The sequence below is a fragment of the Pseudoduganella sp. R-32 genome (genome assembly GCF_049913245.1).
In the GTDB taxonomy this organism is placed as follows: Bacteria; Pseudomonadota; Gammaproteobacteria; order Burkholderiales; family Burkholderiaceae_D; genus Rugamonas.
In genome coordinates, this window is record NZ_CP183987.1 from 922047 (window position 1) to 947822 (window position 25776).

38 protein-coding genes are annotated in these 25776 nt (G+C 59.1%); 34 read left to right on the forward strand and 4 right to left on the reverse strand.

Annotated elements, in window-relative coordinates:
* Positions 1-40 precede the first annotated feature (40 nt).
* The gene (locus tag ACN9MU_RS04225) at positions 41-1033 is read left to right on the forward strand and encodes a phosphodiester glycosidase family protein (protein ID WP_426344216.1); all 993 of its coding nucleotides are present in this window, start codon (positions 41-43) and stop codon (positions 1031-1033) included.
* Positions 1034-1133: 100 nt separating this feature from the next.
* Positions 1134-2498 carry a cell envelope integrity protein CreD gene (gene creD / locus ACN9MU_RS04230; RefSeq protein WP_426344217.1) on the forward strand — a complete coding sequence of 455 codons (1365 nt, stop codon included), beginning with the start codon at positions 1134-1136 and terminating at the stop codon, positions 2496-2498.
* Between the two features lie 410 nt (positions 2499-2908).
* On the opposite strand, the gene ACN9MU_RS04235 is transcribed toward creD, so the two are convergent.
* From ACN9MU_RS04235 to ACN9MU_RS04245, 3 genes are all read right to left on the reverse strand, one after another.
* Positions 2909-3277, reverse strand: a complete 369-nt coding sequence (locus tag ACN9MU_RS04235) for a DUF2784 domain-containing protein (protein ID WP_426320689.1) — start codon at positions 3275-3277, stop codon at positions 2909-2911.
* A gap of 85 nt (positions 3278-3362) precedes the next feature.
* Positions 3363-4727, reverse strand: coding sequence for a family 43 glycosylhydrolase (locus ACN9MU_RS04240; RefSeq protein WP_426344218.1), 1365 nt, complete (start codon positions 4725-4727; stop codon positions 3363-3365).
* A gap of 80 nt (positions 4728-4807) precedes the next feature.
* Positions 4808-5536 carry a PEP-CTERM sorting domain-containing protein gene (locus tag ACN9MU_RS04245; protein ID WP_426320693.1) on the reverse strand — a complete coding sequence of 243 codons (729 nt, stop codon included), beginning with the start codon at positions 5534-5536 and terminating at the stop codon, positions 4808-4810.
* Between the two features lie 226 nt (positions 5537-5762).
* Between ACN9MU_RS04245 and rplC the strand changes: the two genes are divergently transcribed.
* The 29 genes from rplC (at position 5763) to dsbD (ending at position 21811) form a co-directional block, all read left to right on the forward strand.
* Positions 5763-6419, forward strand: a complete 657-nt coding sequence (rplC, locus tag ACN9MU_RS04250; protein WP_426167767.1) for a 50S ribosomal protein L3 — start codon at positions 5763-5765, stop codon at positions 6417-6419.
* Between the two features lie 3 nt (positions 6420-6422).
* On the forward strand, positions 6423-7043 hold the full coding sequence (gene rplD, locus ACN9MU_RS04255; RefSeq protein WP_130315953.1) for a 50S ribosomal protein L4: 621 nt from the start codon (positions 6423-6425) through the stop codon (positions 7041-7043).
* Positions 7040-7357: a 50S ribosomal protein L23 gene (gene rplW, locus ACN9MU_RS04260; protein ID WP_130315952.1), complete on the forward strand. Its 318-nt coding sequence runs from the start codon at positions 7040-7042 to the stop codon at positions 7355-7357. Before rplD ends, rplW begins: the two co-directional genes overlap by 4 nt.
* The gene (gene rplB / locus ACN9MU_RS04265) at positions 7357-8184 is read left to right on the forward strand and encodes a 50S ribosomal protein L2 (protein ID WP_130315951.1); all 828 of its coding nucleotides are present in this window, start codon (positions 7357-7359) and stop codon (positions 8182-8184) included. Before rplW ends, rplB begins: the two co-directional genes overlap by 1 nt.
* Before the next feature lie 9 nt (positions 8185-8193).
* Positions 8194-8469 (forward strand): 30S ribosomal protein S19, encoded by a 276-nt coding sequence (gene rpsS, locus ACN9MU_RS04270; protein WP_130315950.1) that lies wholly within the window; start codon positions 8194-8196, stop codon positions 8467-8469.
* A complete protein-coding gene (gene rplV / locus ACN9MU_RS04275; protein WP_207232949.1) occupies positions 8466-8798 on the forward strand; it encodes a 50S ribosomal protein L22 in 333 nt (110 codons plus the stop codon). Before rpsS ends, rplV begins: the two co-directional genes overlap by 4 nt.
* A 9-nt stretch (positions 8799-8807) precedes the next feature.
* Entirely contained in the window at positions 8808-9599 is a 792-nt protein-coding gene (rpsC, locus tag ACN9MU_RS04280) for a 30S ribosomal protein S3 (RefSeq protein WP_057264738.1), read from the forward strand.
* Positions 9600-9601: 2 nt separating this feature from the next.
* On the forward strand, positions 9602-10021 hold the full coding sequence (gene rplP / locus ACN9MU_RS04285) for a 50S ribosomal protein L16 (protein WP_028101660.1): 420 nt from the start codon (positions 9602-9604) through the stop codon (positions 10019-10021).
* Between the two features lie 12 nt (positions 10022-10033).
* Positions 10034-10225, forward strand: coding sequence for a 50S ribosomal protein L29 (gene rpmC, locus ACN9MU_RS04290; protein WP_028101659.1), 192 nt, complete (start codon positions 10034-10036; stop codon positions 10223-10225).
* Positions 10222-10488: a 30S ribosomal protein S17 gene (gene rpsQ, locus ACN9MU_RS04295; RefSeq protein WP_055937633.1), complete on the forward strand. Its 267-nt coding sequence runs from the start codon at positions 10222-10224 to the stop codon at positions 10486-10488. The genes rpmC and rpsQ overlap by 4 nt, the downstream gene beginning before the upstream one ends.
* A 255-nt stretch (positions 10489-10743) precedes the next feature.
* On the forward strand, positions 10744-11112 hold the full coding sequence (rplN, locus tag ACN9MU_RS04300) for a 50S ribosomal protein L14 (protein ID WP_028101657.1): 369 nt from the start codon (positions 10744-10746) through the stop codon (positions 11110-11112).
* Between the two features lie 11 nt (positions 11113-11123).
* On the forward strand, positions 11124-11438 hold the full coding sequence (gene rplX, locus ACN9MU_RS04305) for a 50S ribosomal protein L24 (RefSeq protein ID WP_426344219.1): 315 nt from the start codon (positions 11124-11126) through the stop codon (positions 11436-11438).
* A 6-nt stretch (positions 11439-11444) separates the two neighbouring features.
* Complete coding sequence (rplE, locus tag ACN9MU_RS04310; RefSeq protein WP_028101655.1) at positions 11445-11984, forward strand: 50S ribosomal protein L5; 540 nt, start codon at positions 11445-11447, stop codon at positions 11982-11984.
* 6 nt (positions 11985-11990) lie between these two features.
* Positions 11991-12296: a 30S ribosomal protein S14 gene (rpsN, locus tag ACN9MU_RS04315; protein WP_055937643.1), complete on the forward strand. Its 306-nt coding sequence runs from the start codon at positions 11991-11993 to the stop codon at positions 12294-12296.
* Positions 12297-12310: 14 nt separating this feature from the next.
* Positions 12311-12706 carry a 30S ribosomal protein S8 gene (gene rpsH / locus ACN9MU_RS04320; RefSeq protein ID WP_130315945.1) on the forward strand — a complete coding sequence of 132 codons (396 nt, stop codon included), beginning with the start codon at positions 12311-12313 and terminating at the stop codon, positions 12704-12706.
* An 11-nt stretch (positions 12707-12717) separates the two neighbouring features.
* Entirely contained in the window at positions 12718-13251 is a 534-nt protein-coding gene (gene rplF / locus ACN9MU_RS04325; protein ID WP_130315944.1) for a 50S ribosomal protein L6, read from the forward strand.
* A 13-nt stretch (positions 13252-13264) separates the two neighbouring features.
* Positions 13265-13627 (forward strand): 50S ribosomal protein L18, encoded by a 363-nt coding sequence (gene rplR, locus ACN9MU_RS04330; protein WP_028101651.1) that lies wholly within the window; start codon positions 13265-13267, stop codon positions 13625-13627.
* Positions 13628-13637: 10 nt separating this feature from the next.
* Positions 13638-14156, forward strand: coding sequence for a 30S ribosomal protein S5 (gene rpsE / locus ACN9MU_RS04335; RefSeq protein WP_057264732.1), 519 nt, complete (start codon positions 13638-13640; stop codon positions 14154-14156).
* A 14-nt stretch (positions 14157-14170) separates the two neighbouring features.
* Positions 14171-14347, forward strand: coding sequence for a 50S ribosomal protein L30 (gene rpmD / locus ACN9MU_RS04340; RefSeq protein WP_035373423.1), 177 nt, complete (start codon positions 14171-14173; stop codon positions 14345-14347).
* A gap of 26 nt (positions 14348-14373) precedes the next feature.
* Positions 14374-14805: a 50S ribosomal protein L15 gene (gene rplO / locus ACN9MU_RS04345; RefSeq protein WP_028101648.1), complete on the forward strand. Its 432-nt coding sequence runs from the start codon at positions 14374-14376 to the stop codon at positions 14803-14805.
* Between the two features lie 26 nt (positions 14806-14831).
* Entirely contained in the window at positions 14832-16166 is a 1335-nt protein-coding gene (gene secY, locus ACN9MU_RS04350) for a preprotein translocase subunit SecY (protein ID WP_130315943.1), read from the forward strand.
* On the forward strand, positions 16167-16385 hold the full coding sequence (gene infA / locus ACN9MU_RS04355; RefSeq protein WP_005663428.1) for a translation initiation factor IF-1: 219 nt from the start codon (positions 16167-16169) through the stop codon (positions 16383-16385).
* A gap of 36 nt (positions 16386-16421) precedes the next feature.
* Positions 16422-16535 (forward strand): 50S ribosomal protein L36, encoded by a 114-nt coding sequence (gene rpmJ, locus ACN9MU_RS04360; protein ID WP_082507582.1) that lies wholly within the window; start codon positions 16422-16424, stop codon positions 16533-16535.
* A 16-nt stretch (positions 16536-16551) separates the two neighbouring features.
* Positions 16552-16917, forward strand: a complete 366-nt coding sequence (rpsM, locus tag ACN9MU_RS04365) for a 30S ribosomal protein S13 (RefSeq protein WP_028101646.1) — start codon at positions 16552-16554, stop codon at positions 16915-16917.
* A 14-nt stretch (positions 16918-16931) separates the two neighbouring features.
* Positions 16932-17336 carry a 30S ribosomal protein S11 gene (rpsK, locus tag ACN9MU_RS04370; protein ID WP_028101645.1) on the forward strand — a complete coding sequence of 135 codons (405 nt, stop codon included), beginning with the start codon at positions 16932-16934 and terminating at the stop codon, positions 17334-17336.
* Positions 17337-17574: 238 nt separating this feature from the next.
* On the forward strand, positions 17575-18198 hold the full coding sequence (rpsD, locus tag ACN9MU_RS04375) for a 30S ribosomal protein S4 (RefSeq protein WP_342118631.1): 624 nt from the start codon (positions 17575-17577) through the stop codon (positions 18196-18198).
* Positions 18199-18300: 102 nt separating this feature from the next.
* Positions 18301-19278, forward strand: a complete 978-nt coding sequence (locus tag ACN9MU_RS04380) for a DNA-directed RNA polymerase subunit alpha (protein ID WP_130315941.1) — start codon at positions 18301-18303, stop codon at positions 19276-19278.
* 152 nt (positions 19279-19430) lie between these two features.
* Positions 19431-19826: a 50S ribosomal protein L17 gene (gene rplQ / locus ACN9MU_RS04385; protein ID WP_130315940.1), complete on the forward strand. Its 396-nt coding sequence runs from the start codon at positions 19431-19433 to the stop codon at positions 19824-19826.
* Positions 19827-19954: 128 nt separating this feature from the next.
* Positions 19955-21811: a protein-disulfide reductase DsbD gene (gene dsbD / locus ACN9MU_RS04390; protein ID WP_426344220.1), complete on the forward strand. Its 1857-nt coding sequence runs from the start codon at positions 19955-19957 to the stop codon at positions 21809-21811.
* A gap of 34 nt (positions 21812-21845) precedes the next feature.
* On the opposite strand, the gene ACN9MU_RS04395 is transcribed toward dsbD, so the two are convergent.
* The gene (locus ACN9MU_RS04395) at positions 21846-22316 is read right to left on the reverse strand and encodes a Spy/CpxP family protein refolding chaperone (protein WP_426344221.1); all 471 of its coding nucleotides are present in this window, start codon (positions 22314-22316) and stop codon (positions 21846-21848) included.
* Positions 22317-22585: 269 nt separating this feature from the next.
* Here ACN9MU_RS04395 and ACN9MU_RS04400 point away from each other — a divergent pair, with 269 nt between their 5' ends.
* The 3 genes from ACN9MU_RS04400 (at position 22586) to ACN9MU_RS04410 (ending at position 25774) form a co-directional block, all read left to right on the forward strand.
* Positions 22586-23575 carry a hypothetical protein gene (locus ACN9MU_RS04400; protein ID WP_426344222.1) on the forward strand — a complete coding sequence of 330 codons (990 nt, stop codon included), beginning with the start codon at positions 22586-22588 and terminating at the stop codon, positions 23573-23575.
* Positions 23576-23681: 106 nt separating this feature from the next.
* Positions 23682-24404, forward strand: a complete 723-nt coding sequence (locus ACN9MU_RS04405) for a response regulator (RefSeq protein WP_426167787.1) — start codon at positions 23682-23684, stop codon at positions 24402-24404.
* Positions 24404-25774 (forward strand): ATP-binding protein, encoded by a 1371-nt coding sequence (locus ACN9MU_RS04410; RefSeq protein ID WP_426320713.1) that lies wholly within the window; start codon positions 24404-24406, stop codon positions 25772-25774. Before ACN9MU_RS04405 ends, ACN9MU_RS04410 begins: the two co-directional genes overlap by 1 nt.
* Positions 25775-25776: the final 2 nt, after the last annotated feature.

Genomic DNA, 25776 nt, shown 5'->3' on the forward strand with positions numbered 1-25776 from the left:
TCCCCACACTGGCGCTATTTGCGTAAGTGAGGGAGCACTCTTGAAACGAAAATCGATCTTCTTTGCGGTGGCGCTGCTTGGCCTGGCGCTTCTGGCTTCCAGTATCTGGGTCTGGCAGCGCAATGGCGCCTACGGCTTCAATGTCCTGAAGCGGCGCGGTGGAACCTACTGGATAAAGATGGGCGCCGACGACGCCAGGCTGCCGCTGCCCATGCGGGAAGCGCTCAAGGAGACCGTGCCGGCGGTATCAGCGGGCCAGTTCTACTGGCGCGAGTTTGAGCCCGGCTACGAGGTCGCCGAAATGCCGGTGATGTCGGCCGCCGGCGAAGTCGACCGCATCCTGCTCAACCGGATCGATCCGCAGCGTTTTCGCTTCGTGGTGCGCAGCGCGCCGGAAGGCGACAAGGGGCTCGACGAATGGGAACGCGCCCTGCCCAGCGCAGTGCTGATCGTGAACGGCAGCTATTTCGGCCTCAAGGGCCAGCCCGATACACCGTTTCTCAGCGAAGGAGAGCAGCTTGGCCCGCGCCAGTACAAGGCTCGCGCCGGCGCTTTTGTTGCGCGGGAAGATGGCAGCGCGGGCGTGCGAGACCTGACGCGGGCCGATTGGCAAGGCGCTTTCACGGGCGCGCGCAACGCGATGGTCTCGTATCCACTGTTGCTGGGCGAAGATGGGCAGAATCACGTGAACGTGAAAAGCCGCTGGCTCGCCAACCGCAGCTTCGTGGCGCAGGACCGGGCCGGCCGCATCCTGGTTGGCACCACGAAGGAAGCATTCTTCTCGCTTGACCGCCTGGCAAGCTTTCTCCGCGATGCGCCCTTGGACCTCGCGCTGGCGCTCAACCTGGACGGCGGCCCGATTGCATGCCAGAGCGTGCGCCTGGATGGATTCCAGCGCAGGTTCTACGCGCAATGGGAAGCGCAGGTGCGCGAGGGCGCGCCGAAGGGGACCGAGGTGAGCTTGCTGCGTTGGCCCGTTTCGCAGGCGACATGGGCCATGCCGGTCGTGTTGACGGTCGAGCGCTCGCGTTGAGCCGGCGTGACAAGAAACCAGGTGCCTTCACACAGAACGCATCTTCCCTGCACACCGGCTTTTTACACTGGCGCAACCATAACAACAGGAAGTGCCCACCATGCAAAAGAAACTCCTTTTCAAAGCCCTGCTCGTCGGCATGCTGATGCTGCTGCTCGGCGTTCCGCTGGCCATGATCCAGTCCACCATCAGCGAGCGCATCGCCTACCGCGACGAAGCGGCGCGCAGTATCGCTGCCGATTCGGTGGGCGAGCAGCATATCTACGGTCCGGTGCTGGTCATGCCATACACTGAGGTGTACACCGTCGAAGAAAAGGACAAGGACGGCAAGCCGGAGATGAAGCGCTACCGCAAGCAATCGCAGCACCTGGTGTTTCCCAACGAGCTTGAGGTCCTGTCGAACCTCGGCACCGAGCGCCGCCACCGCGGCATCCACCAGGTCCTGATGTTCAATGGCGCCCACAAGATCAACGGCGACTTCATCGTGCCGGCGGCGGCGGAACTGCCCCACACCGAGACCGGGTCGCAGATCACGCCCGAACGGCCGTATATTGCGCTGGCGGTAGCCGACGTGCGCGGCGTGCGCGACATCCCGCGCCTTGTGTGGGGGACTCGCAGCTTCGAATTCGAGCAGGGCTCCGGCCTGCGCTCCTCGCGCCAGGGCTTGCATGCCTTGCTGTCGATGGAAGATGCCGCGGCTGGGCAGGTGAAGTTCAGCTTCAACCTGAACCTGGCTGGCATGGATAGCCAGGCCTTTGTTCCGCTGGCGCGCAATAACCGCTTCGCCATGTCTTCGCCATGGCCGCACCCGCAGTTCAGCGGCCGCTTCCTGCCGGAGCAATATAGTGTCGGCGACAAGGGCTTCCAGGCCGTGTGGCGCATTTCCTCGCTGGCCAGCGAGGCGCAGGCACAGCTGCGCCTGCGCGAACAGTCGGCAGGGCAGAGCGAAAGTGCCTTGCCAGCGCTTGACACCATCCAGGCCGCGTTCATCGAGCCGGTCAACGTGTACTCGATGGCCGACCGCGCCACCAAGTACGGCTTGCTGTTTGTTGCGCTGACCTTCGCCGCCTTCTTCCTGTTCGAAGTGATGAAGCGATTGCCGATCCACCCGGTGCAGTACTTGCTGGTGGGGCTGGCACTGGCGCTGTTCTTCCTGCTGCTGGTCAGCCTGTCCGAGCACTACAACTTCGTTGCTTCCTACCTCGCCGCCAGCGCCGCCTGCATCGTGTTGATTGCTTATTACCTCATGCATGTGCTGCACGACTGGAGGCGTGGCCTCGGCTTTGGCGGCGCGCTGTGCGCCTTGTACGGCATCCTGTTCGGCCTGCTCAATTCGGAGAACAACGCCCTGATGCTGGGCGCGATCCTGCTGTTCGCCGTGCTGGCCGCTGTGATGGTCGCCACACGCAAGGTCGATTGGTACAGCCTGGGCAGCCCGGCGCCAATGCCGGCGGAGCAAGCGTGATGCTGCCGGGCGGCCTGCTGACGCCATCCCTCGTCGAGGGCGCGCAACTGGTGGTCCTGTGCGGCTACACGGCCAGCCAGCCCGCCGGTCCGGTGCGGGTAGTGCTGGACCAGCGCGGCGCGCGTGTGGCGCTGGTGCTGGCCAGCTATGAGACTGTGGCGTGGCAGCTGGATGTCCGCCCCGGTACGGAGCTGGTGGCCGTGGTGGCCAGTGCTTACCGCGAGGTTGCGGTGGCCGGGCATGGCCGCGCCCCAGCCTACCGCTTGGCCCTGCCGTGCGCACCGGCGCCGGACAGTGCTGCCTACCGGGACCTGATGCTGGTCCTCCAGGCGAGGCTGGGGCGTGGCCAGCCGGATACGTTCCGTGGCTACATCCGCTTGCCGGAGCAGGTGGCAATTGCTTCCTGCGGCTCAGCGCTGCCGGTGACGGCGCAGCCAGAGCCAGGCATACAACACAAGGTTCACGCCCAGCACGACGCCCGCCAGTATGTATTGCATGGGCGGCGTCAGCCCGGCAGGGTAGATCAAGGGAAGGAGATAATGCTCGATGAACCCCTCCGCATAGCCCTGTTGGCCTGCGCGCACGCGTAGCTCGTTTTCCAGGTAGGTGAGCGGGCAGATTGCGCCCATCAGTTCAATGCCGGCCGCCCACAGGGTAGCCGGCAGGTGAATCCGCCACATGCGCGGCCAGCGCAACGTCAAGGCAGCGCCGCAAAGGGCAAACAGGATGAAGGCCAGGTGCAGCAGCAAGACTGCATCGGCAGCGAGACGGAATAGCATCGCTGGATTTTACGCTGCCTTTCTGGATGAGCCCGTGTCACACCATGGGGTGTGACCCCATGGTGTGACACGGGCTCGGCGGTGCTTATGGGCGGGTGAAGCTCCATTGCTGGTTGGTGCCGTTGTTCAGCGACCATTGGATGATCTGGGCGTTTTCGGCGGTGCTCTTGTTTTGCACGTCGACCACGTAGCCGCTCAGCAGGTTCTTGACCGTGTACCAGCCGCTGGCGGGGCTGGCGAAGCTCCAGTGCTGGCCGTTGCCGGCCCAGTAGGACCATTGCGCGATATTGGTGCCTGCCGTGGTGGAGTTTTCCCAGTTGTCGAGGCTGAGCAGGCTGCCGGCGTTGATGATGCTGTATTGGCCGTCGCCATGCCCGATCAAATACCACTGCTGGTGCTTGCCGCCGCTGTAGGTCTGCTGCTGCACCATGGCGCCGTTGCTGGTGGAGGCGTTGGCGACCGCCAGCGCTTTGCCGCTCAGGCGTGACTTGATTACGTAAGGGCCGTCGCTCATGCCGCCGCAACCGGCAAAATTCGTAAAGTTGCGCGTCAGGCTGGGCCAGCCGCCGCTATACGTCATGCGCAGGATGTCGAGCTTGGCATTGCCGCCGTCGTTCAGGTCGTAGTAGTGGATCGAAGTGAAGTTGCAGCCATCCTGCTTCAATACGCCGATGTGGCCGGGGCCTTTGTATTTGCCGTCGACATTCGGCAGCACGGTGCGGGTGCCGGAGTAGGGGCCGGTAATGCTGGTGGCGCGCTGCACCTCGACGTAGTAGGTGCTGTTGCTGCCTTTGCAGCAGGCGCCGCGGTTGACGAACAGGTAGTAGTAGCCGCCGTCGCGGGTGATGTAGGGGGCTTCGATGTCCTGGCCGTTGCCGCCCCAGATCTTGGTGACGTTGCCGGCCAGCTTGCCGGTCGACTGGTTGACCTCGGCCACGCCGATGCCGCCGAAGAAGGAGCCGTAGCTCATGTACACCTTGCCGTCATGGTCGCGGTACAGGGCCGGGTCGATGGCGTTGATCTCGCTGCTGCCGCCAAACGATTCGACCACGATGCCGAGGTCGGTCCAGGCCGGGTTTTTCAGCGAAGGCGAGCGGGCGACGCCGATGGCCGAGCTGGAGGTACCGAAGGTCGAGACCGAGTAGTAAATATAGTAATACCCATTCATGTGGATCACGTCCGGCGCCCAGAACGAGCCGCTGAAGTTGGGAATCTTGTTGGCGATCCAGCTTGGATAGGTGCTGAATACCGGCCCCGGGCCGCCCTGCCAGGTGGTCAAGTCGGTCGAGGTGGAATACCAGATCCCGGTGCCGGTGGTGAAGTTGAAATAGGTGTCGCCGTCCTTGGTGATGGTGCCCGGGTCGTGGGCGTTCTGCAGCCCGGCGAGGTTGATGGCCTGCGCCGCCAGGGCGTGCAGGCACAGGCAGAGTACTGCCAGCAGCTTTTTCATTCGGTCTCCTTATCTATTTATAGGGCGCACTAGCCCATCACCAGATTAGGAGGCGTTGCCCCAAGGCACCAATGAGTTTTTTATCCGCTGCGATACCGTTTCCGGCATAGTCCGAGCAGGCCCAGCCCGGCGCCCAGCATGCCCCAGTTGGCCGGCTCGGGCACCGGCGCGAGCGCGTCGACCATCAAGTTGGTTCGCCACAGCAGTTGCTGGTTGTAGGCAGTGTCGTTGTGCCAACCCAGCGAGAAGCTGTCGGTAAATCCACCCGGTTCTGCGCCCAGCGTACTGCCGCGCTTGTAGTCAGGTTCGCAAGTGCTTGGAGCCAGGTCGAGGCAGATGCCGGCGAAGCCGCTGCTCTTGGCGCCGCCTGCGGTGCTGTCGTGGAAGGCCAGTTGCAGGCGGCCGCTGACGGTCACACTGGCGCCCGGTGCAAGATTGAGAAGAATGTCGGTCCACAGGCTGCTTTCGCCGCTGCGCCAGGCGCCGTCTCCTTCGGCCATGTCGACCGCCAGGCTGCCGCCGCCGGCCAGCGGGTTCCATCCGCCCTGTGCCTGCGAGCCGTTGTGCTGGGCGTTGGTGGCCACGGGCTGCCAGCTATCCTTGTCGATGGCCCATTCGGCAATGTCCTTGTAAGTGTCGACGTTGACGATGCGCGAATACAGTTTGCGATGGTCCGGCTGCACGGTGTAGTTGCCGCTGCCTTGCAGCTGCAGCTGGTCGATCGTGAGGGTGGCGCCCACGTTGCCGGCGTGGGTCAGGGGAGCGGCCAGCAAGCCGGCCAGGAGTGCGGGAATTGCCAGTTTTACCATGGGAACCTCCGTACACAAAGGAGGCAATCTTATCCGCGAGTTAACTGACGGCGGCGCTCGCTTGCCGCCAGGCCAGAACATTTGACATACCTCGTACAAAGCTGTTGCGTCAAGGGGGAAATATCGGTACACTAGCCGGCTTCGGTATGGGTTCGTCTTTTTTGCCCGTATCTTTTTTTGTAGTTAAACAAAGCCCCGCCCAATCGTAGGTGGGAATGGAGAAAAAATGAGCCTTGGCCTCCTCGGTCGCAAGGTTGGTATGATGCGCATCTTCAACGATGACGGGGATTCGATCCCAGTCACCGTGTTGGACGTGTCGAACAACCGTGTTGCGCAAATCAAAACTCCTGAAGTGGATGGTTATTCCGCTGTTCAGGTTGTCTTCGGTCAGCGTCGCGCATCCCGCGTGACTAAAGCTGCTGCCGGTCACTACGCTAAAGCAGGTGTTGAAGCTGGTTCCTTCATCAAGGAATTCCGCGTTGACGCAGCTAAGGCAAACGAACTGAAAGCTGGTGAAGTTATCGCCGCTTCCCTGTTCGAAGTCGGTCAGAAGATCGACGTGCAAGGTGTGTCGATTGGTAAAGGCTATGCCGGTACCATCAAGCGTCACAACTTCGCATCGGGTCGTCAAACCCACGGTAACTCCCGTTCGCACAACGTACCAGGTTCCATCGGTATGGCGCAGGATCCGGGCCGTGTGTTCCCAGGCAAGCGCATGACCGGTCACATGGGCGACGTTACCGTCACTACCCAGAACCTGGAAATCGCTCGTATCGACGCTGATCGCCAGCTGCTGCTGGTGAAGGGTGCAGTACCAGGCGCGAAAAACGGCCAGGTTGTTGTATCGCCAGCTGTTAAAGTTAAAGCAAAGAAGGGAGCTTAATCGATGGAACTGAAGCTCTTGAACGCGCAAGGTCAAGTTGCGTCGAACGTAGCTGCCGCTGACACCGTCTTCGGCCGTGACTACAACGAAGCGCTGATCCACCAAGTCGTCGTTGCTTACGCTGCTAACGCACGTAGCGGTAACCGCAAGCAAAAAGACCGTGAAGAAGTCCACCACACGACCAAGAAGCCATGGCGCCAAAAAGGCACCGGCCGTGCTCGTGCTGGTATGTCCTCCTCCCCGCTGTGGCGCGGTGGTGGTCGCATCTTCCCGAACTCCCCTGACGAGAACTTCTCGCACAAGGTCAACAAGAAGATGTATCGCGCAGGTATCTGCTCGATCCTGTCCCAACTGGCCCGCGAAGAGCGCCTGGTTGTGATCGAAGACCTGTCGATCGAAGCTCCTAAGACCAAGCTGCTGTCGCAAAAGCTGACCGGCATGGGTCTGGATTCGGTCCTGATCGTTACCGACACCATCCAGGAAAACCTGGAACTGGCTTCCCGCAACCTGCCGAACGTGCTGGTTGTCGAGCCGCGTCACGCTGACCCAATGTCCCTGGTCTTCTACAAGAAGGTCCTGGTCACCAAGGCAGCTCTGGCACAGATTGAGGAGATGCTGGCATGAGCGCAGTTATCAAACACAGCGAAGAGCGCCTGATGAAGGTGCTGCTGGCTCCGGTCATTTCCGAAAAAGCCACCATGGTTGCGGAAAAGAACGAGCAGATCGTGTTCCTGGTTACCAAGGACGCGACCAAGCCAGAAATCAAGGCCGCCGTTGAACTGCTGTTCAAGGTTGAAGTGGAATCGGTGCAGACCGTGAACCGCGAAGGTAAGGTCAAGCGTTCCGGCCGTTTCATCGGTCGCCGCAACCACACCAAGCGTGCTTTCGTGTGCCTGAAGCCAGGCCAGGAAATCAATTTCACCGAGGAGGCTAAATAATGGCACTCGTTAAGATGAAGCCAACCTCCCCAGGCCGTCGCGGCATGGTGAAGGTTGTGAACGCCGACCTGTACAAAGGCCGTCCGTTCGCCGCCCTGCTGGAGAAGAAGTCCAAGACTGCTGGCCGTAACAACAACGGTCACATCACCACCCGCCACATCGGCGGTGGCCACAAGCACCACTACCGTGTTGTGGACTTCAAGCGCACCAAGGACGGCATCCCTGCGAAAGTGGAACGTATCGAATACGATCCAAACCGTACCGCACACATCGCCCTGCTGTGCTACGCCGACGGCGAGCGCAAGTACATCATCGCCCCTAAAGGCGTTGCTGTAGGCGACACCCTGCTGAACGGTTCGGAAGCGCCGATCAAGGCCGGCAACTGCCTGCCAATCCGCAACATCCCAGTCGGCACCAACATCCACTGCGTGGAAATGCTGCCAGGTAAAGGCGCCCAGATGGCCCGTACCGCTGGTGCTGTTGTGGTCCTGATGGCCCGTGAAGGTACCTACGCCCAGGTTCGCCTGCGCTCCGGCGAAGTGCGCCGCGTGCACATCGAGTGCCGCGCCACCATCGGCGAAGTCGGCAATGCTGAGCACAGCCTGCGCAAGATCGGTAAAGCCGGTGCCATGCGCTGGCGCGGTGTTCGCCCAACCGTCCGCGGTGTGGTGATGAACCCGATCGACCACCCGCACGGTGGTGGTGAAGGCCGTACCGCAGCTGGTCGTCACCCAGTATCGCCATGGGGCCAGCAGACCAAGGGTAAGAAGACTCGCTCGAACAAGCGTACTTCTTCGATGATCGTCTCTCGCCGCGGCAAGAAATAAGGATAAACCATGACTCGTTCATTGAAAAAAGGGCCGTTCTGCGACGCCCACCTGGTGAAGAAAGTCGAAGCCGCGCAAGCGTCCAAGGACAAGAAGCCAATCAAAACCTGGTCCCGTCGTTCGACGATCATGCCTGACTTCATCGGTCTGACCATTGCCGTGCACAACGGCAAGGTGCACGTGCCTGTGTACGTTTCCGAGAACATGGTTGGTCACAAGCTCGGCGAATTCGCGCTGACCCGTACCTTCAAGGGCCACGCTGCTGACAAAAAGGCTAAGAAATAATGGAAACTAAAGCTATTCTCAAAGGCGTGCGCCTGTCGGATCAAAAAGGTCGCCTGATCGCTGACCTGATCCGCGGCAAGAAGGTTGACGCCGCGCTGAACATCCTGCAGTTCAGCCCGAAAAAAGGCGCGTTCATCGTCAAGAAGGTGCTGGAGTCCGCAATTGCGAACGCCGAGCACAACGACGGTGCCGACATCGACGAACTGTTCGTGAAAACGATCTACGTCGAAAAGGGTCCAATCCTGAAGCGCTTCACTGCACGCGCAAAAGGTCGTGGCGACCGTATCTCGAAACAATCCTGTCACATTTACGTGACTGTCGGTAACTAAGGAGCTGCGATGGGTCAGAAAATTCATCCAACCGGTTTCCGTCTGGCGGTCACCCGTAACTGGGCATCTCGCTGGTACGCAACCAACGGTAACTTCGCTTCGATGCTGAACGAAGACCTGAAGGCACGTGCTTTCCTGAAGAAGAAGCTGAAAAACGCTTCCGTGGGCCGCATCGTGATCGAGCGTCCTGCCAAGAACGCACGCTTCACCGTGTACAGCTCGCGTCCTGGCGTCGTGATCGGCAAGAAGGGCGAGGACATCGAAGTCCTGAAGTCCGCCCTGACCAAGATCATGGGCGTGCCAGTGCACGTGAACATCGAAGAAATCCGTAAGCCGGAAATCGACGCTCAGCTGATCGCTGACTCGATCTCCCAGCAGCTGGAAAAGCGTATTATGTTCCGCCGCGCCATGAAGCGCGCCATGCAGAACGCAATGCGCCTGGGCGCCCAGGGCATCAAGATCATGTCCTCGGGTCGTCTGAACGGCATCGAGATCGCCCGTACCGAATGGTATCGCGAAGGCCGCGTGCCTCTGCATACCCTGAAGGCGGACATCGACTACGGTACCTCCGAAGCCTCCACCACCTACGGCATCATCGGTGTCAAGGTGTGGGTGTACAAGGGTGACCGCTCCGCCACCGGCGAAGCACCAGTCATCGACACCCCGGCTGAAGAGAAGAAGCCACGTGGCCCGCGCCGCGACGACGGTAAGCCAGCTGGCCGCCGTCCAGCTCCAGGCGCCAAAGCCCCAGCCGCCCGCCGCGCTGCCAAGCCGGCTGCAGCTGACAAAGCAGGAGAATAAGCATGCTGCAACCAAGCCGCAGGAAATATCGTAAAGAGCAGAAAGGCCGCAACACCGGCATTTCGCACTCCACCGGCACTAACGTGTCGTTCGGTGAGTTCGGCCTGAAGGCCGTGGCTCGTGGCCGTATCACTGCACGCCAGATCGAGTCCGCTCGTCGTGCAATGACCCGCCACATCAAGCGTGGTGGCCGTATCTGGATCCGTGTTTTCCCAGACAAGCCGATCTCCAACAAGCCTGCCGAAGTCCGTATGGGTAACGGTAAAGGTAATCCGGAGTACTACGTTGCCGAAATCCGTCCAGGCAAAGTCCTGTACGAAATGGATGGCGTTGGCGAAGAACTGGCACGCGAAGCGTTCCGTCTGGCTGCTGCTAAACTGCCTCTGGCTACCACCTTCGTGGTGCGCCAGGTTGGCCAATAATTGGAGTGAAATATGAAAGCATCTGAACTCCGTGGCAAAGACCAGGCTGCACTGCAGAAAGAACTGAACGACCTGCTGAAGGCGCAGTTCGGTCTGCGTATGCAAGCTGCTACCCAGCAGCTGGGCAACAGCTCGCAGCTGAAGAAGGTCCGCCGCGACATCGCCCGCGTGAAAACGGTAATGAACTCGAAGGAAGCGAAATGACCGAACAAGTTAAGCTGAAGCGTACTCTGATCGGTAAAGTCGTGTCCGACAAGATGGACAAGACCGTTACCGTTCTGATCGAACGTCACGTCAAGCACCCTCTGTATGGCAAGATCATCGTTCGTAGCGCCAAGTACCACGCGCACGACGAGACCAACCAGGTCAAAGCCGGTGATACGGTAGAGATCGTGGAAGGTCGTCCGATCTCCAAAACGAAGGCGTGGACGGTGACCCGTGTAGTGCAAGCTGCACAAATCGTCTAAGTAAGTTGCAAGCCGGGAGCGTGAGTTCCCGGCCACAATTTAATTAGTTCTTGCAGGCCCGCAGGTTTTATGTGATACTTGCGGGCTTCGTCCATGTATCCGCCGCAAAGTTTCTCTCCGCAGACGCGATAGCGGTCAGTACTTGTATGAAGATCAAGCACCCAATCAGCAAACATTGTGTTTGCTGGCGGGACCAAGACTGACCGATGTCCGCATTGTGTGGATTCTTCGGCTTAAGTTGGGAAAGAGATAACTATGATTCAAACTGAAAGCCGGCTCGAAGTAGCCGACAACACCGGTGCCAAGGAAGTCATGTGCATCAAGGTGTTGGGCGGTTCCAAGCGCCGTTACGCTGGCATCGGCGACGTGATCAAGGTCACCGTTAAGGTGGCTCAGCCTCGCGGCCGTGTCAAAAAAGGTGAAATTTATAACGCCGTGGTTGTGCGCACCGCTAAGGGTGTGCGTCGCCAGGATGGTTCCCTGGTTAAGTTCGACGGCAATGCCGCTGTCCTGCTGAACAACAAGCTGGAACCAATCGGTACCCGTATCTTTGGCCCAGTGACGCGTGAACTGCGCACTGAGAAGTTCATGAAGATCGTGTCCCTGGCACCGGAAGTCCTGTAAGGAGTCAGACAATGGATAAGATTCGCAAAAACGACGAAGTCATCGTCCTGACTGGTAAGGACAAGGGCAAGCGCGGCGTAGTGACCCAGCGTGTAGACGCTGAGCACGTCGTGGTGGACGGCGTTAACGTGGCTAAAAAAGCCGTTAAGCCGAACCCGATGACTGGTGTTCAAGGTGGCATCGTTGACAAGACCATGCCTATTCACGTGTCCAACGTTGCCCTGTTCAACGCTGCGACCGGTAAGGCAGATCGCGTAGGCTTCGAGGAAGTGGACGGTAAAAAAGTCCGCGTCTTCAAGTCGAACGGCGAAGTAGTGAAAGGGTAATCAGAAATGGCCCGTCTGCAACAACTGTACAAAGACAAGATCGTCGCTGAGCTGACCGGTAAATTCGGTTACACCTCCGTGATGGAAGTGCCGCGCCTGACCAAGATCACCCTGAACATGGGTCTCTCGGAAGCCGTGGCTGACAAGAAAATCATCGAGCACGCTGTTGGCGACCTGACCAAGATCGCCGGCCAGAAGCCAGTCGTGACCAAGGCCCGTAAGGCAATCGCAGGTTTCAAGATCCGCGAAGGCTACCCGATCGGTACCATGGTGACCCTGCGCGGCGCCCGCATGTACGAATTCCTGGACCGTCTGATCACCGTGGCCCTGCCGCGCGTGCGTGACTTCCGTGGTGTGTCTGGCAAATCCTTCGATGGCCGTGGTAACTACAACATCGGCGTGAAAGAACAGATCATCTTCCCGGAAATCGAGTACGACAAGATCGACGCACTGCGTGGTATGAACATTTCGATCACCACCACCGCGAAGACCGACGACGAAGCCAAAGCGCTGCTCGCCGCCTTTAAATTCCCGTTCAGGAACTAAACGATCATGGCAAAACTCGCACTGATTAACCGTGAACAGAAGCGTGCTGACCTGGTAGCCAAGTTTGCTGCCAAGCGCGCCGCTCTGAAGGCCATCATTGATGACCAGACCAAGTCGGAAGAAGAGCGTTACGAAGCGCGCCTGAAACTGCAGGCCCTGCCGCGTAACTCGGCTCCAACCCGTCAGCGCAACCGCTGCCAGGTCACCGGTCGCCCACGTGGCACCTTCCGTAAATTCGGCCTGGGTCGTATCAAGCTCCGTGAATTCGCCATGCGTGGCGAAATCCCGGGTATGACCAAAGCCAGCTGGTAATAGGAGAATAAGCAATGAGTATGAGCGATCCTATCGCCGATATGCTGACCCGTATTCGCAACGCACAGACCGTGCAAAAGACCTCCGTGGCTATGCCATCGTCGAAGGTGAAAGTTGCGATTGCCAACGTCCTGAAAGACGAGGGTTACATTGAAGATTTCGCCGTGTCCACCAACGAGGGCAAGTCGGAACTGAAAATCGGTTTGAAATATTATGTAGGCCGTCCTGTGATCGAGCGTCTGGAACGTGTTTCGCGCCCAGGCCTGCGTATCTACAAAGGCAAAGATGAGATCCCAACCGTGATGAACGGCCTGGGCGTGGCAATCGTGTCGACCCCGAAAGGCGTCATGACCGATCGCAAGGCGCGCGCTACCGGTGTTGGTGGCGAAGTCATCTGCTTCGTGGCTTAAGGAGTAACACAATGTCTCGTGTAGCTAAAATGCCGATCGTTGTGCCTGCTGGCGCCGAAGTTGCCATCTCCGCACAAGCGATCACCGTCAAGGGCCCGCTGGGCACCCTGACCCAGAGCCTGAACGGCCTGGTAAAAGTTGAAAACAACGCTGGCACCCTGTCCTTCGACGTGGTGAACGACAGCCGTGAATCGAACGCCATGTCCGGCACCCTGCGTGCCCTGGTCAACAACATGGTCGTGGGCGTTACCAAGGGCTTCGAGAAGAAGCTGTCCCTGGTCGGCGTGGGCTACAAAGCCCAGGCTCAAGGCGACAAGCTGAATCTGTCCCTGGGCTTCTCGCACCCGGTCGTTCACGACATGCCTGCCGGTGTGAAGTGCGCAACCCCGACCCCAACCGAGATCATCATCTCTGGCGTTGATCGCCAAAAGGTTGGCCAGGTTGCCGCCGAAGTGCGTGCTTACCGCTCCCCTGAGCCATACAAAGGCAAGGGTGTCCGCTATGTGGACGAAGTGGTTAAGCTCAAAGAAACCAAGAAGAAGTAATTAGGGGCTGACGATGGACAAAAAAGAATCTCGTCTGCGCCGCGGACGTCAAACTCGCATCAAGATCGCGCAACTGAAAGTGAACCGCCTGTCGGTCCACCGCACCAACCTGCACATTTACGCGAACCTGATCAGCCCGGACGCCAAAGTTCTGGTTTCGGCCTCGACCGTGGAAGCGGAAGTGCGCGCCGAGCTGGCTGGCAAGTCTGGCAAGGGTGGCAACGCCGCCGCTGCCGCACTGGTTGGCAAGCGTGTCGCAGAAAAAGCACTGAAAGCGGGCATCACCGAAGTCGCCTTCGACCGCTCCGGTTTCCGTTACCACGGCCGCATCAAGGCGCTGGCTGAAGCCGCGCGTGAAGCTGGCCTGAAGTTCTAAGGGTACGATCATGGCAAAAATGCAAGCAAAAATGGCATCCGACAAGCCGGATGATGGCATGCGCGAAAAAATGATCGCGATCAACCGCGTGACCAAAGTGGTCAAGGGTGGTCGCATCATGGGCTTCGCAGCGCTGACCGTGGTTGGTGACGGCGATGGCCGCATCGGCATGGGCAAGGGCAAGTCGAAGGAAGTTCCGGTCGGTGTGCAGAAGGCAATGGAAGAAGCCCGCCGCAACCTGATCAAGGTTCCTCTGAAGAACGGCACCCTGCAGCACACCGTCACCGGCCGCCACGGCGCGTCGAAAGTGATGATGTCGCCAGCCAAGCCAGGTACCGGCGTGATCGCTGGTGGCGCCATGCGCGCTATCTTCGAGGTGATGGGCGTGACCGACGTGGTGGCAAAATCCACCGGTTCGAACAACCCATACAACCTGGTGCGCGCCACCCTGGACGGCCTGGCCAAAATGAGCACTCCAGCTGACATCGCTGCCAAGCGCGGCAAGTCGGTTGAAGAGATCCTGGGTTAATAGGGGGCACTTCAATGAGCACTATCAAAGTCAAACTGGTGAAGGGCCTGATCGGCACCCGTCAAGACCACCGCGCTACCGTGCGTGGCCTGGGCCTGCGTCGTGTGAACTCTGTCAGCGAACTGCAGGACACTCCTGCTGTGCGCGGCATGATCAACAAGGTCGCCTACCTCGTTAAAGTCGTTTCCTAAGCGACCCTTAGGAACTGGAGAAAACAATGCAACTGAATACCATTCAACCAGCAGAAGGCGCGAAGCACGCTAAGCGCCGCGTTGGCCGCGGTATCGGCTCCGGCCTGGGTAAAACCGCAGGCCGCGGCCACAAGGGTCAGAAATCGCGTTCGGGCGGCTTCCACAAAGTCGGCTTCGAAGGCGGTCAAATGCCTCTGCAGCGTCGTCTGCCTAAGCGTGGCTTCAAATCCCTGAATGCCACTTTCAAGGCTGAAGTGCGTCTGTCCGACCTGAACGCCCTGGCTGTCGGTGAAGTCGACATCCTGGTGCTGAAACAGGCCGGTGTGCTGAATGTTCTGGCACGCGACGTACGTGTGATCGCTTCCGGCGAAATCACCAAAGCAGTGACCGTAAAAGGCCTGAAGGTGACCGCTGGCGCGAAAGCAGCCATCGAAGCAGCTGGCGGCTCGGTAGCCTGAGTCAGCTAGCTTAATCGGAGCGAAAATTGGCAACGAACCAACAGCTTGCTAAATCCGCCGCCGCCGGCTTCCCTTGGAACCGGCTGTGGTTTTTGCTGGGCGCTCTGGTGGTGTACCGTATCGGTGCACACATCCCTGTTCCGGGTGTCAACCCGGTAGAGCTGGCACGGTTGTTTGAATCGCAGCAGAACGGCATCCTGGGCATGTTCAACATGTTCTCCGGTGGCGCGCTGTCGCGTTTCACGATCTTTGCCCTGGGCATTACTCCATACATTTCGGCCTCGATCATCATGCAACTGGTGTCGATCGTGTCGCCGACCATGGAGGCGCTGAAAAAAGAAGGTGAATCGGGCCGTCGCAAGATTACCCAGTACACCCGTTATGCAACTGTCGGTCTGGCTTTGTTCCAGGCGTTCGGCATCGCGGTCGCGCTGGAAGCCCAGCCTGGCCTGGTGATCGACCCTGGCATGGGCTTCCGCTTCGTCACCGTGGTGACGCTGCTGACCGGCACCATGTTCGTGATGTGGTTGGGCGAGCAGATTACCGAGCGTGGCCTTGGTAACGGCATCTCGATCATCATCTTCGCCGGTATCGCGGCTGGTCTGCCAAATGCGTTGGGTGGCTTGTTCACCCAGGTCAGCAACAACCAGATCAACGCTTTCTCGGGGATCCTCATCGTGGTCCTGGTAGCTGCGGTTACCTACGCGGTGGTGTTCGTCGAACGTGGTCAGCGCAAGATCCTGGTCAACTACGCCAAACGTCAGGTCGGTAACAAGATCTACGGTGGGCAGACCAGCCACCTGCCGCTCAAGCTCAACATGGCAGGCGTGATTCCGCCGATCTTCGCTTCGTCGATTATCTTGTTCCCGGCTACCATCGTGGACTGGTTTTCGAAAGGTGCGGACACCTCTAACCCAGTGGTCCGCTTCCTGAAAGATCTGGCTGCGTCGATGGCTCCTGGTGAGCCAATCCATGCACTGCTGTACGCCGTGGCAATCATTTTCTTCTGCTTCTTCTACACCGCACTGGTGTTCAACAGCAAGGAAACTGCGGACAACTTGAAGAAGAGCGGGGCCTTTGTGCCAGGGATTCGTCCCGGTGAGCAGACAGCCCGTTACATCGACAAGATCCTGATGCGATTGACCCTGGCGGGCGCCGTGTACATCACCGCCGTGTGCTTGCTGCCGGAATTCATGCAAGCCCAGTGGAAGGTGTCGTTCTATTTTGGTGGTACTTCGCTGTTGATTATTGTAGTTGTGACCATGGACTTCATGGCTCAAGTGCAAAACTATGTGATGTCGCAGCAATATGAATCGCTGCTGCGCAAAGCTAACTTCAAGGGCGGACTTCCGACACGATAAATGGCAAAAGACGACGTAATTCAGATGCAGGGCGAGATCCTGGAGAACTTGCCCAATGCAACTTTTCGAGTAAAGCTGGAAAACGGCCACGTGGTACTCGGCCACATTTCGGGTAAAATGCGGATGAACTATATCCGCATTCTCCCTGGCGACAAGGTCACGGTTGAATTGACGCCGTACGACCTGAGCCGGGCCCGTATTGTGTTCCGGACAAAGTAATTAATTAAGCAATTTCGAACATAAGAGAGTGCAATCATGAAAGTTAACGCTTCAGTTAAGCGCATCTGCCGCAACTGCAAGATCATCAAGCGCAAGGGCGTGGTCCGCGTAATCTGCGTGGAAGCTCGTCACAAGCAGCGTCAAGGTTAATTCGAGGGAATAACGAATGGCACGTATTGCAGGGGTTAACATCCCAAACCATAAGCACACCGTTATCGGCCTGACCGAGATCTACGGTATCGGCCGTCCTCGTTCGCAGTTCATCTGCGCACAAGCCGGCGTTGCAACCAACAAGAAGGTCAAGGACCTGGACGACAGCGAGCTGGAAAAGCTGCGTGAAGAAATCGGCAAGTTCATCGTCGAAGGCGACCTGCGTCGCGAACTGTCGATGAACATCAAGCGTCTGATGGACCTGGGCTGCTACCGTGGTCTGCGTCACCGTAAGGGCCTGCCGGTCCGCGGTCAGCGCACCCGCACCAATGCACGTACCCGCAAGGGCCCGCGCAAAGCCGCTCAATCGCTGAAGAAATAATCTAGGGAACTACTATGGCTAAGCAACAAAGCTCCGCAGCAGCCGCTCGCGTACGCAAGAAAGTCAAGAAGAACGTCGCTGAAGGTATCGCACACGTTCACGCTTCCTTCAACAACACCATCATCACCATCACCGACCGCCAGGGCAACGCTCTGTCGTGGGCGACCTCCGGTGGTGCTGGCTTCAAGGGTTCGCGTAAGTCGACCCCGTTCGCAGCGCAGGTTGCTGCTGAAGCCGCTGGTAAAGTTGCGCAGGAATGCGGCGTGAAGAACCTGGAAGTTCGCATCAAGGGCCCTGGTCCTGGCCGCGAATCCGCTGTTCGCGCACTGAACAACCTGGGCATCAAGATCACCGAGATCCAGGACGTGACCCCAGTGCCGCACAACGGCTGCCGTCCTCCTAAGCGTCGTCGCATCTAATATCTGCAAGACAATGGCCGGTCTGGTGTGGACCGGCCACCGTTTTTCAGAAGTCAAAATCGCTGGAACAGTGAACCGGAAACGGTTATACTGTCCGGCTATTTTTGCCTTTCCGCGCCGCTTTTCGTGGCCGGACTGGCAATGTTGAGCCACCGCCTGCGCTGAAAGTGAGCCAGGCTAGCGCCTAACCGCATCCCGATGCGGCTGGGGCGTCATTTACATCATTAAGGAAAATACCGTGGCACGTTATATCGGACCAAAAGCAAAACTGTCCCGCCGTGAAGGCACCGACCTGTTCCTGAAGAGCGCACGCCGCTCCCTGGATTCCAAGTGCAAACTGGACGTCAAGCCAGGCCAGCACGGCGTGAAATCCGGCGCCCGCACCTCCGACTACGGCAACCAGCTGCGCGAAAAGCAGAAGGTCAAGCGTATGTACGGCGTGCTGGAACGCCAGTTCCGTCGCTACTTCGCTGAAGCTGAGCGCCGCAAGGGCCCAACCGGCGAAACCCTGCTGTCCCTGCTGGAATCCCGCCTGGACAACGTTGCCTACCGCATGGGCTTCGGCTCGACCCGCGCTGAAGCGCGTCAGCTGGTGTCCCACAAAGCCTTCACCGTGAACGGCAACGTGGTGAACATCCCTTCGTACAACGTGAAGACCGGCGACGTGATCGCCGTGCGCGAAAAGTCGAAGAAGCAGACCCGTATCGTTGAAGCCCTGTCGCTGGCTGAACAAGTTGGCATGCCAGCTTGGGTGTCGGTTGACTCCAAGAAAATGGAAGGTACCTTCAAGTCCCTGCCAGAGCGCAACGAAATCGCTGCTGACGTCAACGAATCGCTGATCGTCGAACTGTATTCCCGTTAATCTCGGGTGCTGTACCAAGGCGGGACGCGGTCCCGCCTTTTCCATTTAATGCCATCAGCCTTATCGGTGTAACGAGCCGAGGGTAATGAAAAGGACATTTACATGCAAAATAGCTTGTTGAAACCACGTATTATCGATGTTGAAGCCCTGGGCCACGGTCACGCCAAAGTCGTGATGGAGCCGTTCGAGCGCGGCTACGGCCACACTCTGGGCAACGCGCTGCGCCGCGTGCTGCTGTCTTCGATGACCGGCTTTGCGCCGACCGAAGTCACCATCGCCGGTGTCGTTCACGAGTACTCCTCGCTGGACGGCGTGCAGGAAGACGTGGTGGACCTGCTGCTGAACCTGAAGGGCGTCGTGTTCAAGGTGCACAACCGTGACTCCGTGACCCTGACCCTGAAGAAGGAAGGCGAAGGCCCAGTGATGGCGTCGGACATCGACCTGCCACACGACGTGGAACTGATCAACCCGGACCACGTGATCGCCAACCTGACCGCTGGCGGCAAGCTGGACATGCAGATCAAGGTCGAAAAAGGCCGCGGCTACGTTCCTGGCAACGTGCGTCGCCTGTCGGAAGACGCCAACAAGACCATCGGCCGCATCATCCTGGACGCTTCGTTCTCGCCAGTGCGCCGTGTTTCCTACGCTGTCGAATCGGCGCGCGTGGAACAGCGTACCGACCTGGACAAGCTGATCATCAACATTGAAACCAATGGCGTGATCACCCCGGAAGAGGCGATCCGTCAATCGGCCCGCGTGCTGGTCGACCAGCTGAACGTGTTTGCTGCCCTGGAAGGCACCGAAACCACCGCTGAAGCGCCATCGCGCGCTCCAATGGTCGATCCGATCCTGCTGCGTCCAGTGGACGACCTGGAACTGACCGTGCGTTCGGCCAACTGCCTGAAAGCAGAAAACATCTACTACATCGGCGACCTGATCCAGCGCACCGAAAACGAGCTGCTGAAGACCCCGAACCTGGGCCGCAAGTCGCTGAACGAAATCAAGGAAGTGCTGGCATCGCGCGGCCTGACCTTGGGCATGAAACTCGAGAACTGGCCGCCGGCTGGTCTGGAGAAATAAGTAACAAATTGGTGACAGTGCTGGACATCGCGCAGCGATGTTCTGCCCTGTTACCAACTGATTAGCAGTAACTTTAACCATAACCGGACCGCGCCGAGGCTTGCCAAGGCGATCGAAGATCTCGGATTTAAACATTATCGAAAGGAAGTACCATGCGTCACCGTCACGGCCTCCGTAAACTGAACCGTACCTCGTCCCACCGTCTGGCAATGCTGCGCAATATGACTGTTTCGCTGCTGCGTCACGAAGCGATCAAGACCACCCTGCCAAAGGCAAAGGAATTGCGTCGCGTTGTGGAACCAATCCTGACCCTGGGCAAGACCGACACCCTGGCCAACAAGCGCCTGGCTTTCTCCCGTCTGCGCGACCGCGAGATGGTTCTGAAGCTGTTCGCTGAACTGGGCCCACGCTACGCCAACCGCAACGGCGGCTACCTGCGTATCCTGAAAATGGGTTTCCGTCATGGCGACAACGCTCCAATGGCTTTCGTTGAGCTGGTGGACCGTCCAGAAGTCAGCTCCGCTGACGAGGCACCAACCGCTGAGTAATCTCAGACAGGTTTATTGAAAAGCCGGGCATTGCCCGGCTTTTTTTATTTCTGCTGGTAACAGCTTAAAGCAGCGTTAAGCCGCCCGGTGTACCATTGGCGTGCCCGATCGATTCACCGCTCAAGACCATGCACCGACAAGCGTCCTCCTTCCAGGCGTGGCTGTTCGCCGCGCTCTCGCTCTTTGTTCTCCTGTTTGCCGGTGCGGCGCGGGCCGACGAGGAATTCCTCGATCCCCAGGTAGCATTCAAGTTTTCCGCCAAAGTGGTGGAGGGCAAGGCCATCGCCGTCACTTATGAGATCGCGGACGGCTATTACATGTACCGCGAGCGCTTCAAGTTCGTTGCCGACGGCGCAACGTTGGGCGAGCCGCAAATCCCGCCGGGCAAGGTGAAATACGACGAGACCTTTGCCAAGAACGTGGAGACCTATCGCCACCAGGTGACGATCGTGATTCCGGTCGAAGCGCCCGGACCATTCACGCTGAAGGCCACCAGCCAGGGCTGCTCGGAAAAGGGCCTGTGCTATTCGCCGATGGAATCGTCGGCGCGGCTGATGGTGGTCGGCGGCGCCAGCGCAGCGAATGGTGGCGTGTTTGGTATCGGAACGAAGCAGCGCGGCGCGACTGGCCTGCAAAGTGTTCCAGGCGCGCCTGCGTCAGCTGGCATCGATACGCCAGCGGCTGCAGCCGCCGTAGCGTCTCCGGCAGCGCCAGCAGCTTCGGGCGAAAGTGAAATGGGCAAGATCGAATCGGCCCTGAAAGGTGGCAGCTTGTTGGTCATCGCGCCGCTGTTTATCCTGCTGGGCCTGGGCTTGTCCTTCACGCCGTGCGTGTGGCCGATGTTCCCAATTCTTTCGACGATCATTCTGGGCGATGCGGCGGGAGCGAACCGCTCACGCGGCCTGGTCTTGTCCCTCAGCTACTCCCTCGGTATGGCGGTGGTGTACACGGTGCTCGGCATCGCTGCCGGCATGGCTGGACAAAGCATGGCCGCTGAACTTCAAAATCCCTGGGTCCTCGGCGCTTCCGGATTGCTTATCGCAGGCATGGCGCTGTCCATGTTCGGTTTATTCGACATGCAATTGCCGGCCGGCCTGCAATCGCGTTTGGCCAGCGTGTCGAATCGACAATCGGGCGGGAAGCTGGCTGGCGTCTTTGGCATGGGGGCGATATCTGCCTTGATCGTAGGCCCATGCGTTGCGCCACCGCTGGCGGGCGCGCTGGTGTACATCAGCCAGACGCACAACGTCGTCGTTGGCGGCGGCGCGCTGTTTTCGATGGCCGTCGGCATGAGTATTCCACTGCTGCTGATCGGCCTCTCCGCCGGTGCCTTGCCGCGTTCTGGCCTGTGGATGCAGGCAGTCAAGCGCTTCATCGGTGTAGTCATGTTGGCCATGGCTTTATGGCTGGTTGGGCCGGTCCTGCCAGGGAAATTGCAAATGATTGCTTGGGCGCTGCTTGGCGTGGGCTATGCATTCTTCCTGCTGACCCATGAGCGTGGCAAGTGGCTTCCTAAAGTATTTGGCGTGTTGTTTGCCAGCCTGGGCTTGATCCAGGTCGCTGGCCTGGCGACCGGCAGCGCCGATCCACTGCACCCGATCGAAAGACTGGCCGGCCGCGCCGACCGCCACCTGCAATTCACCCGCATCAAGACCGTGGCGGACCTGGATGTGGTGCTGGCGCAAACCGGCGGCAAAACCGTGCTGTTGGACTTTTATGCCGACTGGTGCGTGTCGTGCAAGGAAATGGAAAAGCTGACCTTTATCGATCCGGCGGTCCAGCAGAAACTGGCGAATACGATTTTGCTGCAGGTCGATGTGACGGAGAATAACGAGGCGGATAAGGCCATGTTGCAGCGGTTCACCTTATTTGGGCCGCCGGGCATTATCATGTTTGATGCCGCCGGCCAGGAAATTCCCGATTCGCGGGTTATCGGATTCCAGGATACAGAGAAATTCCTGCGATCCCTGCAAAAGCTGAATTGATGAAGAAAAGGGCGCCGTTTGGCGCCCTTTGTTTTTAGCCGTGGTGGCGCATCGTGTGGCCGTGGCGACGCTGGCCGAAGCGGCCAGCTTTTTCATCAAACAGCTTTTGCTGTTCCGGCGTCAGCACGGCATAGAAAGTCTTGGTTGCTGCCAGGTTGCTCTCCATGCGGCTCACATGGGCCTTCGCCATTTCGATCCGCTTTTCCATGCGCTCCGGCGCCGGCATATTCTTGAATGCAGCGCGGTCGAACTGGCCGCGCTGCGGCATATTCGATTTCAGCGCCGACAAATAAGCCTGCCATGCACCTTCCTGGGCCGGCGTGATCTTCAGCGTATCGTGCATGCGCTTGGCATGCGCGTCCATACGCTCCTGCATTTTGACCGGATCGAATTTAGTGGCCGCATATTGATGCTGGGGAGCCTCTTCTGCCATAGCCGGCAAAGCTGCCGCGCCAAAACCAATAACCGCTGCGCCGATGACGAATGCTTTATGCAAGGTTTTCATGATTTATCCCTTCAGTATTGAACACAATTGAATGTGCACTCGCACTGCACATGGAAGCATCTTCCCGTTTTCCTGTTTCGGACAAGTGTCCCGGAGCAAGGACTTTGTATCTAGATGTTGCGCTTTTGATTACTTTATGGCAATATTGTTGGTTTTTCGTTTAATAATTGTCTCAAAGGGAATCGATGCGTAAGTGTGGCTTGGCAGTGTTGGCGGTGGCAGGCGTGCTTGCCGGTTGTGGGGGGGGCTCCAGTGGTGGAAACAGCTCGGTGCCACCACTTGCGGCCCCCCAAACTTTTGTAGCGGCGAAGGCGACCGTGGGGGACTACTTCACATGGGAAACCACAACGCGTGACAAGAACACCGGCGAAGAGGGTTACAGTTACAGCACCAAGCATTTTCGTAGCGTAGGGAGCGATGGCGCGGCAACGGTCAATTACTTTTCCGATTATGCGAATGCGACAGTTTCCCCGGTCTTTACCTCGAGCATGAATTCAATGGATCTGGACAGCCTGGGACGTTCGCTGCGCGTGAGCTATGGCGAATGCACGGAGACGACGAACCCGCCACTTCATTTGGTGGCGCCGTATGCCGTGGCCGTGGGCATGAACTGGCAATATTCCGGCGTTGTTCAAGCCCAGTGTTCGTTTAATCCTGCCACGCAGACCTCGATTGAGTTCAAAGACAGCGTTTTGGCGATTGAGCAGGTAACCGTTCCGGCCGGAGTCTTTATGGCCCATAAGATAAGCCGCAATGAAACTGACGAAGACGGCAATTTCCGAACAGTTGCCGATCGCATCTGCTGGTGGGAAACCGACCTGGGAATCGATGTCAAATGTGTCAGCAATATCACCAGGACCAATAAACTTACCGGTGCCAGTCGTGCCGCGACCCAGACTGAGGTACTGGAGGGTTATGCGAAGCAGAAGCTGGCGCGGAAGTTCGATACCACGCTGCGCTTTATCGGCAACTGGAAAGGGCGCATCGACGGCACCACGGCGTTCGGACAGAACGTGGCCGGCACGTGCACCGTTGCCATTGACTGGGATGGCGACATCAGCGGTGGTTGCTTCGGCAGCGGCGTGGCATTGAATGTCACCGGCAAGGTCAATGCTGACGGAACGCTGTACTTCAATTCGGTCAACAATAGCGATGGAAGCCCGTCCTTCGCCGGCAAGATCGATAGCCTGCAGCAGATGAGCGGTGTCTGGAACATCCCGGCTGTTGGCAACGGCACCTGGACCATCATTCAAGACTGATCAGCGCTGCCAGAGTTTTGTAACGCCATGTTTCGACAAGCAATATCTAAACATGGCGATACAAACTGTCTACCCTTGGCCAGCGTTGCAAGGGATAATTGTACGCATGGAAAATGCTGCCACTATCCTCATCGTCGACGACGACCGTGATATCCGCACGCTGTTGCAGGACTATCTGGAAACTAACGGTTACCGCACCCATGGCGCCGGAGACGGCGCGGCCATGTGGAAGCTGCTCGACAACACCAAGCCCGACCTGATCGTGCTGGACCTGAACTTGCCGGGCGAAGACGGCCTGACCCTGTGCCGCAAGCTGCGCGCCCACTCGACCCTGCCGGTCATCATGCTGACCGCGCGCAGCGAGCCGCTGGACCGCATCCTTGGCCTGGAAATGGGCGCAGACGATTACCTGCCCAAGCCATTCGAGCCGCGCGAACTGCTGGCCCGCATCCGCAGCGTGCTGCGCCGCAGCGCCAATGCTGCCGTCAGCGGCGTCGAGAAAGCCAGCCGCATCCGCTTCTCCAACTGGGTGCTGGACCTGACCGCGCGCCACCTGGTCAATCCGCAGGGCACGGTCATCATGCTGTCCGGCGCCGAATTCCGCCTGCTCAAGGTCTTCCTCGAGCACCCCAACCGCGTGCTCAACCGCGACCAGTTGCTGAACCTGACCCAGGGCCGTGACGCCGATCCATTCGACCGCTCGATCGACATCCAGATCAGCCGCCTGCGCCAGAAGCTGGGCGAAGATGCGCGCCTGCCGCAAATCATCAAGACAGTGCGCAATGGCGGCTATGTGCTGGCCGGTACGGTGGCGGTGGAGCCTGACTGATGAAAGCGTTCTTCAGGGGCATGACGGGCCGGGTATTCCTGGTCCTTATGCTGGGCATCATTGCCTCTGCCGCGCTGACCCAATACCTCGCTGTCAATGAACGCCAGCGCACACTGCAGCGCTATCGTGATTTCTTTGCCCTCGAGCGTGCCGAGCAAATCATTTCCACCGCAGTTGTCGTGCTGCCGGAATCGCGCAACCAATACCTGCGCGTAGCCAGCATGGGCGCCATCAAGCTCGAGGTCCTCGACGACTTGGCCGGCATCAGTCCGGAAATGAGCGAATTCGGCGCCACCCTGGCCAACCGCCTCGGCAAGGAATACACCCTGCAATCCCTGCTGGACCGCCCTGATGCCTGCGAGCGCCCGACGCCCGCCTACACGGCTTTCTCCGTGTTTGGCGCCGGCACCGGCACCTGGCGCGGCACCTGCGAATCGCTGGCGGTCACCATGCCCGACGGCCAGCACCTGAAATTGTCCATCCTGCCGCCGCGCCAGCCCGCGCCGACAGGCAAAAATGAATATGCCGCTTTTGTTCCCTTCCTCCTCAGCATTGCCGTTCTGGCCTACCTGGTGGCCCGCATGACGATGGGTCCGCTAAAGAATCTGGCCGTCGCCGCCAAAAACCTGGGTCACGACATCAATCACCCGCCGATCAAGCTGGGCGGCGCGACGGAAATCCGCACCGCCTCGGCCGCCTTCAACGCCATGCAGGCGCGCATCCGCCAGCACATCGCCCAGCGCACGGAAATGTTGGCCGCTATCACGCACGACCTGCAGACCCCTCTGACCCGCATGCGCCTGCGCCTGGAAAAAGTGCAGGACCCGGAACTGCAGGGCAAGCTGCTGGAAGACCTGTCGGCCATGCAGCAGATGGTCAAGGAAGGCCTGGACCTGGCGCGCAGCATGGACACCACCGAAGCCATGCAGCGCGTCGACCTCGACGCACTGCTCGACAGCGTATGCGCCGACGCCACCGACGCCGGCCAGCAGGTAGACCTGAAAGGCCGCGCAGGCATGGACTTGATGGGCCGCCCGCTCGACATCCGCCGCTGCCTGGTGAACCTGATCGACAACGCGGTCAAGTATGGCCAGCGCGCGCACGTGACGGTGGAGCGCGAAGCAGGCGCGTCGCGAGTGCGCATCCGCGATGAAGGCCCGGGCATTCCGGCCGGCCAGCTGGCCCAGGTGTTCGAGCCGTTCTACCGCCTGGAATCGTCGCGCAACCGCTCGTCCGGCGGCACTGGCCTTGGCCTGACGATTGCACGCAATATCGCTGAACAGCATGGCGCCAGCCTGAGCCTGGCCAACCACGCGAGCGGCGGCCTGGAAGCCACCCTCGTGTTCCCCGAATTTTATGCAGGAAAATAGTT